This is a genomic window from Providencia sp. wls1914 (assembly GCF_009706645.1).
Lineage (GTDB): Bacteria > Pseudomonadota > Gammaproteobacteria > Enterobacterales > Enterobacteriaceae > Providencia > Providencia zhijiangensis.
Window position 1 is genome coordinate 13,061 of sequence record NZ_WLUN01000008.1, and the last position, 11,265, is coordinate 24,325.

General features: G+C 41.5%; 8 protein-coding genes and 1 pseudogene. 5 read left to right on the forward strand and 4 right to left on the reverse strand.

Annotation, left to right across the window (positions count from 1 at the left end):
• Nucleotides 1-283: 283 nt before the first annotated feature.
• On the forward strand, nt 284-2,431 hold the full coding sequence (gene fdhF, locus GKR74_RS06290; protein WP_154602954.1) for a formate dehydrogenase subunit alpha: 2,148 nt from the start codon (nt 284-286) through the stop codon (nt 2,429-2,431).
• Nucleotides 2,432-2,829: 398 nt separating this feature from the next.
• Here fdhF and GKR74_RS06295 read toward each other — a convergent pair whose 3' ends face one another.
• Complete coding sequence (locus GKR74_RS06295; RefSeq protein ID WP_336431307.1) at nt 2,830-4,425, reverse strand: sigma 54-interacting transcriptional regulator; 1,596 nt, start codon at nt 4,423-4,425, stop codon at nt 2,830-2,832.
• A 510-nt stretch (nt 4,426-4,935) separates the two neighbouring features.
• Between GKR74_RS06295 and hydN the strand changes: the two genes are divergently transcribed.
• The 3 genes and pseudogenes from hydN to hybG all read left to right on the forward strand — a co-directional run bounded on the left by hydN (nt 4,936) and on the right by hybG (nt 6,130).
• Nucleotides 4,936-5,484 (forward strand): electron transport protein HydN, encoded by a 549-nt coding sequence (gene hydN / locus GKR74_RS06300; protein WP_132496486.1) that lies wholly within the window; start codon nt 4,936-4,938, stop codon nt 5,482-5,484.
• 10 nt (nt 5,485-5,494) lie between these two features.
• Nucleotides 5,495-5,836 (forward strand): hydrogenase maturation nickel metallochaperone HypA, encoded by a 342-nt coding sequence (hypA, locus tag GKR74_RS06305; RefSeq protein WP_154602955.1) that lies wholly within the window; start codon nt 5,495-5,497, stop codon nt 5,834-5,836.
• 18 nt (nt 5,837-5,854) lie between these two features.
• Nucleotides 5,855-6,130: pseudogene (hybG, locus tag GKR74_RS06310) on the forward strand (hydrogenase maturation factor HybG).
• A gap of 131 nt (nt 6,131-6,261) precedes the next feature.
• Here the strand turns inward: hybG and GKR74_RS06315 are convergent.
• Together GKR74_RS06315 and fumC are read right to left on the reverse strand one after the other, a co-directional pair.
• Entirely contained in the window at nt 6,262-8,055 is a 1,794-nt protein-coding gene (locus GKR74_RS06315) for an NAD-dependent malic enzyme (protein ID WP_036949186.1), read from the reverse strand.
• Between the two features lie 41 nt (nt 8,056-8,096).
• Nucleotides 8,097-9,545, reverse strand: coding sequence for a class II fumarate hydratase (gene fumC, locus GKR74_RS06320; RefSeq protein WP_154602956.1), 1,449 nt, complete (start codon nt 9,543-9,545; stop codon nt 8,097-8,099).
• Nucleotides 9,546-10,730: 1,185 nt separating this feature from the next.
• Between fumC and GKR74_RS06325 the strand changes: the two genes are divergently transcribed.
• A complete protein-coding gene (locus tag GKR74_RS06325) occupies nt 10,731-10,892 on the forward strand; it encodes a SymE family type I addiction module toxin (protein ID WP_336431308.1) in 162 nt (53 codons plus the stop codon).
• 31 nt (nt 10,893-10,923) lie between these two features.
• Here the strand turns inward: GKR74_RS06325 and GKR74_RS06330 are convergent, their stop codons facing one another.
• Nucleotides 10,924-11,259: a DUF6572 domain-containing protein gene (locus GKR74_RS06330; RefSeq protein WP_154602957.1), complete on the reverse strand. Its 336-nt coding sequence runs from the start codon at nt 11,257-11,259 to the stop codon at nt 10,924-10,926.
• Nucleotides 11,260-11,265 lie beyond the last annotated feature (6 nt).

The following is an 11,265-nucleotide window of genomic DNA, read 5'->3' on the forward strand; positions in this document are numbered from 1 at the left end:
GTTATTGGCAAATTTAAGTCATAATAATGACGAATAAATAACCACTTTGTGACAAGATTATGAAATAAATGATGCAAGAACTATACGTCATTGTCCGAGAAATCCTCGACACTTTTGACGATTTCTTCTCCATTTAGCTTTTATTTACTTTCCACCTAAAAATATTTTCTTTTTATTCAGTTAATTACAAATTCAGTCTTCGCTAAAAAAACTGGCACAAACCCTGCATTAGCTCTCTTGAAAGAGCGGGAAACCGCTACACAAAAATAGAGGAGCAATGTTGATGGAAAAAGTCATCACCGTCTGCCCGTATTGCGCCTCAGGCTGTAAAATCAACCTGAAGGTGGAGAACGGGAAGATCATAGGCGCTGAAGGCGCAAATGGTCACACAAATGAAGGGGAGCTTTGCCTGAAAGGTTACTATGGCTGGGACTTCATTCATGACACTAAAATTTTAACGCCGCGTTTAAAAAACCCGATGATCCGCCGTCAACGTGGTGGCAAATTAGAGGTCGTTTCTTGGGAGGAAGCCATTGAATTTGCAAGCTCCCGTTTATTAGCCATCAAAGAAAAATATGGCCCAAAAGCCATCATGACGACAGGCTCTTCCCGCGGTCCGGGTAACGAAGCTAACTTCGTGATGCAGAAATTTGTTCGTGCAGCGGTCGGTAGTAACAATATCGACTGCTGTGCTCGTGTCTGACACGGCCCTTCGGTTGCAGGTCTGCAGCGTTCGGTCGGTAATGGCGCAATGAGCAACTCAATTGTTGAAATTGAGGATACCAAATGTATTTTTGTCTTCGGTTATAACGCCGCGGACTCACATCCTATTGTCGCTCGCCGTATTTTAAAAGCGAAAGAGAAAGGGGCACAAATTATTGTCTGCGACCCGCGTTATATTGAAACCGCGCGTATTGCAGATATTCACTTACCACTGAAAAACGGTTCGAATATCGCATTATTGAATGCGTTAGCCTACGTTATCATCGAGGAAAATCTGTATGACCATGCCTTTATCGAGGCACATACCGATAAATTCGACGAATATCGTGCATTAGTCGCGCCATACACACCTGAATCAGTTGAAGAGATCACCGGCATCAAAGCCGAGGATATCCGCAGAACTGCACGGATGTACGCTAAAGCTGAAAATGCCACCATTTTATGGGGCATGGGTGTGACTCAGTTCTATCAAGGGGTAGAGACGGTTCAGTCTCTGACCAGCTTGGCATTACTGACAGGCAACCTTGGCAAGCCGCATGTGGGTGTGGGTCCTGTACGTGGTCAAAATAACGTACAAGGTGCCTGCGATATGGGCGCATTACCAAATACGCTGCCGGGCTACCAGTATGTTTCAGATAAAGCGGCACTCGAGAAATTCGCCAAATTCTGGGGCATTGACGCAATGCCGGATGAAAATGGTATTCCACTGAGTGAAGTCCCTCACTTTATCGATGAAGGCGTGCTGAAAGCACACTATGTGATGGGTGAAGATCCACTGCAAACAGAGCCGGATTTAGCAACGATCCGCCGCACGTTCGACAAACTTGAGCTGTTAATCGTGCAAGATATCTTTATGACTAAAACCGCGTCAATTGCAGACGTGATTTTCCCAGCCACTTCTTGGGGGGAACATGAAGGTGTTTATACGGCGGCTGACCGTGGTTTCCAACGCTTCTATAAAGCGGTAGAGCCTGTGGGTGATGTGAAAACTGACTGGGAAATCATCAGTTTAATGTCAACCGCAATGGGCTACCCAATGCACTACAACAACACCAAAGAAATTTGGGATGAGCTGCGTGAGCTTTGCCCGATTTATTTTGGTGCAACTTACGAAAAAATGGCGGGCTTGGCATACATTCAATGGCCATGTCGTACATTAGAAAGTGAAGGCACTGAGTACCTGTATGAAGGTGGTAATTTCGATACACCAAATGGTCGCGGTCAATTCTTCACTTGCGAATGGCGTCCACCAATCGACCAAGTCAGTGCTGAGTACCCTATGGTTCTTGCCACCGTGCGTGAAGTAGGTCACTACTCTTGCCGCTCTATGACCGGTAACTGTAAAGCCCTAGCGTCTCTTGCTGACGAACCAGGTTTTGTTCAGATCAATACTGCCGATGCGAAAACGTTAGGCATTAAAGATCAGGAACTGGTCTGGGTCTGTTCACGACAAGGTAAAGTCATCACTCGCGCCAATATCAGCGACCGCCCAAATAAAGGCGCCGTATATATGACGTATCAGTGGTGGATTGGTGCTTGTAATGAACTGGTCGCCGAAAACTTAAGCCCGATAACCAAAACACCAGAATACAAATATTGTGCGGTGCGAGTTGAGCCAATCGCGGATCAACATCAAGCCGAGCATTATGTGGTTCAGGAGTATACGGGTATCAAACGTCGCTTACGTGAGGCGGCCGAAGGTTTATAGTTTGTTTTAACGCTTTGCACTGTAGGTATGCGTATATAAAGTAAACCTACAGTGCAAATTTATATTAAAAACGATATAGATTAAAATCCGTATAAAGATAATAAACATCCCCATTCAACAAACGATTAAAATAAAATATTAATCGCCATTAAAAACTATTTAATAAAAAAATAACTTTCCAACAAAATAATCAACATCCTTTATTTTTTACTTATTAACTTTCCTTTTTCCCATTTCTTTTTTCCCTTTCCTTTTTCCTTTGCCAGCTTCTACCAATCTCTAAATAATTCGCGTTGTGGCTAGGCGGCAGACGCAGCTAAGCCCTAGGAGCATACATAAGTATGTGACTAGGGTTAGTAAGGATAGCCAACAACGCCACGGCGTGAAGTATGACGAGATTACTGGAATAGATCTTGAACACTAACTCCCAATCTCTGCATCCTTGAAAGCAACGTCGTACGCTTCAACCCTAAACGAGCTGCCGCCCCTCTCGCCCCTGCAACCACCCCATTGGTGGCTTTCAGCGCTTCAATAATGCGGTTTCGCTCTTCATCATCGCTTTCTGGCGCATCCGTCTGCATTTTTCGCTCTAATGAACTGGGCTTATTCAGGGCTTCTTTAATACGAGATGGTTTTGGGATATTTAGCTCATGCAATTGAATATTCAACGTATTTCCACGGGTTAAAATGACGGCACGTTCAATCACATTTTCCAGTTCTCGCACATTGCCCGGCCATGGATACAAGGATAGCTGCGCGAGAGCATCGCGAGGAATGCAATCAATTTTACGGTTCATACGCTGCGCCATTTTCTTGGTGAAATAGGTCGCGAGCAGCGGAATATCTTCTGGTCGGTCACGTAATGGCGGGATCACAATCGGGAACACATTCAAACGATAATAAAGATCTTCACGAAACTCTCGGTCTTCCGTCATCGCCTTTAAGTTGCGATTGGTCGCCGCCACAAGGCGCACATCCACAGGGATAACTTTATTGCCACCAATGCGCTCAATCTCACGCTCTTGCAAAACACGCAATAATTTTGGCTGTAAATCCAATGGCATATCGCCAATTTCATCTAAAAACAGCGTGCTTTTATCCGCCATTTCAAAGCGACCAATATGGGTGCTCGTCGCGCCTGTAAATGCGCCTTTATCATGCCCAAACAGGTCACTTTCCAGTAAACCCGTTGGAATTGCCGCACAGTTCATTTTAATCAGCGAGCGTTGGTGACGATGGCTAAGCTGGTGAACAGCTCTGGCAATTAACTCCTTACCGGTACCCGTTTCACCCAAAATGAGCACAGTGCTATCACTGCGGGCCACTAAATCCACTTGCTCCAGCACTTCACGCATCGCCTGACTTTGAAAGACAATTTCGCTGAAGCTATTGGTGTTTTGGATCTGTTCATTGAGCCATAAATTTTCATTTTTCAGGCTATCTTTGAGGCGAGTAATTTCACCATACGCTGCCGCATTGTCCACGGCTATCGCAAAGCGTGCCGCCACTTGTTTCAACAAAGTGCAGTTATCTTCGGTGAAAATACGGTCATCTTCATGGGATAATACCAAAACACCCAATGGCTTATGATTGAATGCCAACGGCAATAATAAGGTTTCCGTCATCCCTTCCGCGCACAGGTTTTGATACAGAGGGTCTTGAGTTTGACTATCGAGCGTTAAGCGCAGCGGTTTGTTGCTCTCCAAGACTTGAGCGAGATCCGCATGCAGTTCATTAAGATGATACTGGCTTTTTTTAACCGGTTTTGAGCGTTGATAATGGCTTGAATAACAAAGATAAACCGCTGAACTGACATTATCACAAAGAGCAACGCTAATTTGGCTAATACCAAAAAATCGGTAAATTTCTCGCGAAACTTCAGCCACTAACCCATCCATTTCAAGATGAGAAAGCACTGAGTTAGTGATGTCCACAAGGATCCTGAATTGGTCACGTTCATGACGAATTTGTTCGGTGGTTTCGGATATGCTCACAAAATCTCCAATCTCGTCCTAACCCACTGCATTGCTAAGTCATTTATTTATTTTGCTGACTAACAATAATGAGAATTAGTTAGAGTTTTAAATTTTCATTTATAAACGACTTATTTATCAATAATAAAAATAAAAAAGTTTAATAGTGTGATTAATGCGATTGCTGTTTTTGATTTAATACTAATATTGTAGTCATTATTTGAAAAAATAATATCGAAGTCTGATTTAAGTTTGATCCATTCACCTATTTTAGATATTGGTTGATTTAACCCAATATCCGCTTAATACCGATTTCATGTCTCTCGACAATAATGTCGAAAGCCGTGTCGAATATGAAAAATCTATTTTTTCGTGATTATCCAATAATAACCAACCGATTGATTTTATTGAATTAATTTATTTATCGAATTTGGCACGATCCATGCTTATCTCTGAGTATTGTCAGCATAAGACGAGGCAACCGGAATAGACCGGATCCCATGCCCGTTTACGATCATTCAGGAGAATATGATGAACCGTTTCATCATTGCAGACCCAAAGAAGTGCATTGGCTGTCACACCTGTGAAGTGGCTTGTGTGGTCTCCCACCAAGAGCAAGAAACAGGGATTGCCACTGTTGTAAAAGATGAATTTTTTCCACGGATTCATGTGCTAAAAGGCTATACCGTCAGCACAGCGGTAGTGTGTCGTCAGTGCGAAGATGCCCCCTGCGCCAATGTATGCCCTAATGGCGCCATCAGCCGTAAAGATGATTTCGTGTACGTAGACCAATCTAAGTGTATTGGCTGCAAAACCTGTGTGATCGCTTGTCCTTACGGCACCATGGAAGTCATCAGCCGCCCCGTAGCTCAGCACACCACGGCACTCAATACCATTCCACAGTATCGTGCTGAGGCGCATAAATGCGACTTATGCCATACCCGTGAAGGTGGACCAGCTTGCGTAGAAGTCTGTCCAACAGAAGCCTTAATGATCGTCGACAGAAATAAAATGGATGAAATTATCAAAGAACGCCGCCGTCGCGCTGCCTTTGAAAATCCAGCGGATATTTTGTCTTAAGGAATGACAAATGCATGAAGTTGCCTTATGCCAAAGCGCATTTGAGATTATTGAACAGCACGCTAAACGCAACCATGCTCGGCGGGTGACGGGTGTGTGGTTAGAACTCAGCGCCGTCTCTTGCGTAGAGGAATCCGCCGTGCATTTTTGTTTCGATATTATTTGCCGTAATACCCTCGCACAAGGTGCCGAATTACATATTGTGATTTCCCCTGCCCAAGCACAATGCCGAGATTGTCAACATCAGGTACAAATCACCCAATTTGGTGAAGGATGCCCCCACTGCGGCAGCCAAAATTTAATTGTCGACAGCGCTAGCGCCATGCAAGTGAAGCAAATTGAAGTTGAATAACCCATTTAGGAGCCAGTTATGTGTTTAGGTATTCCCGGTCAAGTGGTTGCCGTTGGTCAAACCCCCATGGATAGCGCCCAAGTGGATGTCTGTGGTGTCCAGCGTGAAGTAAATATTGCCCTCGTATGTGAAGGGGATACCGAGAGCATGGTTGGTAAATGGGTATTAGTTCACGTCGGTTTCGCCATGAGTATTCTCGATGAAAAAGAAGCTAGAGATACCTTAGAAGCATTAATGGCAATGGAAGAGGTTGAAGAAGATGTAGGGTATTTTTTGCGAGGAAACGCGTGATAGCACGTGTTTATTCCCCCCACAGCTTTTTGTATTTCGCACCTTTTTATACATCAAAAAAACCTGACACACTTTTGTGTCAGGTTTCATTAATTACCGTTTTACTCAATCAAACTATCAATCACACTCTGTAATTAGATAGCTTCAACTGGCACATAAACCGGCCACCAAGATTGTGTTCTCACCATTTCGACTTCAGAATCACTGGCGTTAACCCCTGCTACGCCTTGGCTTTTCGCCATACGTAAAACAGCAAGAGCAACGATACTTGAAGTGATACGTAAATCTTCATTCGATGGTAATAACGATGCACCTTCTGAGCCTAATGTTGCTTGGCTTGCCACGGCTTGAACTGCGGCAAAAATCATTTCATCGGTAATTTTCGTGGCTTTCGACACGATAGCACCGAAACCTAGCCCTGGATAAAGCGCTGCGTTATTTGCCTGACCGATTTTGTAGCAAACACCGTTATAAATCACATCATCAAATGGCGCGCCCGTTGCAACAAACACTTTCCCTTCAGTCCATTCAATTAAATGCTGTGGTGTTGCTTCATGCAGTAATGTTGGGTTTGATAATGGGAAAATAATTGGGCGTTCAACATGGCTTGCCATGCTGCGAACGATATCTTGAGTGAAAGCACCCGGTGTTGTTGATGTACCAATTAAAATCGTTGGTTTTACATTCTCGACAACCGTTGCTAAATCAATAATACCTTTAGCTTTATTCTGTTTCGCAAGGATATCCGCCATATCCGGCCAGCGGGTTTGTGCTTCAACAGAAACATCAACAATCTTTCTTGGATAATTGGCAACATCTTGGCTGTTTTTCGCATAATCTTTTTGGAAATACAGTAAGCTGTCTACCATGTCGGTGGTCAGTAGTCCCGGCAAGTCAATTAACCAAATGCGAGAAATGGCTTCTTCACGAGACAGACCACTGCGGATCATTTGGTCACGAATTTGGTCTGCAATACCGCAGCCCGCAGTTCCTGCACCAAAGATAACCACTTTTTGCTCAGTCCAAGGCGTTTTACTTAATTTCACCGCATTCAATAAGCCCGACAATACAATGGCACCCGTGCCTTGCACATCATCGTTAAATGTCGCGAAATTCGCTCTGTATTTATCCAAAATGCGACGCGCATTTGTTGAACCAAAATCTTCCCAGTGCATAACAGCATTTGGAAATAGCTTTCTTGCCGCTTTGACATAAGCATCAACAAAATCGTCATAGACTTTGCCTTGAATACGCTCATGACGATTACCCACATATGATGGGTCATTTAACAGTTTTTCATTGTTAGTCCCGACATCGAGAACAACAGGAATAACACTGTGAGGATCTACGCCCGCTGCGGCAGTATAAACAGCCAGCTTACCGACTGAAATATCGATACCATTAGAACCCCAGTCTCCAATGCCTAAAATTTCTTCTGCGTCAGTGGTCACGATCAGTCGAATATCACCACCTTCAGCACCGAATGCACGCAGCTTTTCTTCGATTAATTCAGGTTCATTAATACTGAGGAAGATCCCGCGAGGACGAGTAATAATCTCGCTATAGTTTTCAATGGCATCGCCGACAACTGGGTCATAAACGACTGGCAGCATTTCCAGCATATGACGTTGTAATAATGCATAAAATAATGTCACGTTATTATCGTGCAAGCGCCACATGTAAATATGTTTATCTAAATCAGAATGGCATCCACGGTAAGCGTGATAAGCACGGTTTAATTGTGTTTCCATATCCTCAGTGACAACAGGAGGAAGAATACCATTTAAGTCCAGCGCTTTTCGTTCTTCTTCAGTAAAAGCCGTTCCTTTATTTAATGATGGATCGCGTAATACTTCATATCCTCTTGCAGTGGTTTTAATTTTACGAATGTTATTTTCCACAACAACTTTAGCTTGTCGATTATACATAATTAATACCTTCTAATTTAAATATTATAATTCAGAGAAAACTACGCGCCAGATAGACCATTTCCTGTCATATCAATCGGATTGATATATTTATTAAAATCCTCTTCACTTATTTTTCCAGAAGCGATTGCAGATTCTTTTAACGTGATATTTTTCGCTATTGCATTTTCAGCAATATGTGCTGCATTTTGATAACCAATAATTGGGGATAATGCCGTCACTAACATGACACTATTGTCCACATACTCGGTTATTTTCGTATTATTTAATTCAGTACCTTCTACTGAATATTCCATAAATTTACGACAGCCATCAGAAATAATGCGAATGGAATGTAAGAGGTTATTAATAATTACCGGTCTCATCGCATTTAATTCAAAATTACCTTGGCTACCTGATATCGCAATCGCAGCATCATTACCCATAACCTGAATACCAATCATGACCATCGCTTCACATTGGGTTGGGTTGACCTTGCCGGGCATGATGGATGAACCAGGTTCATTCGATGGCAGTATTAACTCGCTGAAACCACAACGGGGGCCCGAAGCTAACCAGCGCATATCATTCGCAATTTTGATAAGTGCGACAGCTAATCCACGAATAGCGGCATGTGTACGAACTAACGCATCAAGGGAGCCTTGAGCGGTAAATTTATTGGGCGCAGTAATAAACGGTTTTTGGGTTAATTCCGCTATCTTATCTGCGACATCTTTTGAAAAGCCTTTTGGCGCATTTAATCCTGTACCAACAGCCGTGCCGCCAACGGCAAGTTTATAGAGATCTTGCTGACTACGTTTAATGTCATCTAGCGCATCGCGTAATTGACCCGCCCAACCGTGCCACTCTTGCCCTACAGTTAAAGGTACTGCATCTTCGAGGTGAGTACGACCTATCTTAACGACAGTCATCCACGAATCAGCTTTCTTTTCAATAAGTTGAATTAAATCTTCAATGCTCGGAATCAATTGTTCATCAAGCGCAAAAATAGCGGCGATGTGCATTGCAGTCGGGAATGTATCATTGGAAGACTGCCCCATGTTGACATCATCATTAGGTCCAACGGGTAATTGAGTTCCTAATGAACCACCGAGTAATTGAATAGCTCGGTTAGAAATAACCTCATTCACATTCATATTAGATTGTGTGCCAGAGCCTGTCTGCCATACATAAAGCGGATAATGCTCATCCAATTGACCATGAATAGTTTCATCAGCAGCGATCACGATCGCCTCTTTTTTCCATTCAGCTAATCGACCTGCTTCGCAGTTAACCAATGCACAGGCTTTTTTTACATAGCCATACGCGTGGTAAACCGATTTTGGCATTAAATCATCGCCAATATTAAAGTGCTGTAATGAACGTTGAGTCTGTGCCCCCCAATAACGATTTGCAGGAACATTTACTTTTCCCATGCTATCGAATTCTTCACGGGTGCCTGTTTCATTAATACCAATAGGGATGCTCTTATTTAGAATATAATCTGTCATTACAATAACTCCATTTTAAATATAAAACATATGAGCAATTCCTATACTAAGTTAAAAGAATTAATTAAACATCAAATACCAAACATACATTCAAATAAGATATTAAAGCTATCAAGATAACAAAAAGACAGTTTAAAATATAAAGAATAAATTACCTTCCAATTTTTTATAAAATATAATTATCGCAAACAGACTGTCTATTTCATCCAAAAACCATATAAAGACTAAAGTTTCAAAATAGCATTAAAAACAATATAATGTATTATCAATCTTATCTTTTAATGATAAATAAAATAAATTAAACAATTTAATTATATAAATAAGCTATTGAAAATCTGATATGAAAAATAAAAAACTCATTCATTGAGTAAATATATAAATTAATGAAATCTGAATTTTAAAACATATTAACAAAACAAAAACAACCACTGAAATATAAATGAAATAATGTTATTTAATATAAAAAACATAATAGAAAAGAGCTAAAAACATGTTATTCATTTAAAATACAAGGTGATATACCCACTGAGTTTCCCTTTAGTTTAATACGCATTAATTCTAAAAAAATCATCCTTAATTATGCTTATAAAAAAACAGAAGTCATCACAACTCAATAATACTGAAGAGAAATACTTTATAATAGTGATAATATCCGCTTTAGTTGATCATTGAACCTAACTCCACGCACAAAACGAGTGGCGAGTTTAATAATCATATCAATGCCATATTAAACACTGGTTTTACTCAATTTTGGAGAAATAGCCGAATTCGCTGGGTGGGATGCAGTGGTTTTCAGTAAAAACCGCACTGCATCCCTGTAGCGCGGTCTATTTATGTTTTTCTAATTGAAACTTGATTCGACCATTAGCCGATTGATATTTAGGACTCTACTCCACTACTAATCCCTACATTACCCCTTTGTATTTTGCAACACCCTTAAAGTGGTCAAACAGATGGATGGAGAAGAGTTAAAATCAGTGACATCGATTTTGGATGTGCTGATTTGAAAACATCAGGCTAAGCGTTTGATTGGATAGTAAATTGAGATAACGCCATGCTCGGGTGCGGGTCCCCCCAATATGGCTAACCACTGCAACTAAAGGAGTAGTCACCATGGCTAGGCGCGATTGTAGTGTAAAAACACCGACAGCTAAAGAAGAAGGAGTTAAAACCAGATAATATACAGTGGGTTACGTCCTCAACCGTGGTAAACCCAATCCCAGCCCGCATCTGACTTTCAGCGGTAAGTGGTTAAGTGAGTTAGGGTTTACGGTGGGCAGCAACGTTACTCTCACCCGCCAAGCCGGGCAGTTGATTATCCGGCTGGCTGAAGGGGGAGTAGAATAAATTAAGAAAGCTCTCAACCCAGTGTTGGGAGCTATTCACTATCTATTTCATATCTTAATGATGTATTAATGTTCATCAGTACATCTTTTACTGTGTCCAGAAATTCAATACATTCTGTAGGTATTTCATACAGAAAGAATATTTCTATCAAAAAATTATTAATTCCCTTTGATTCAGGGAAAGCTTCATAAACCTCTTTACTTTCAATAAAACGAATATAACTATTAATCTTTTCTTGCAGTAAGTATAAATGTTCAAGTGTATCGTCATTCCAACTTAGATGATCAGTTATACCAAGCCGTACAAGCTCTGTATTATCTTTTGGTATACCAATCATATCTACTTTATCTGTATCTACTATTGACATTTATTC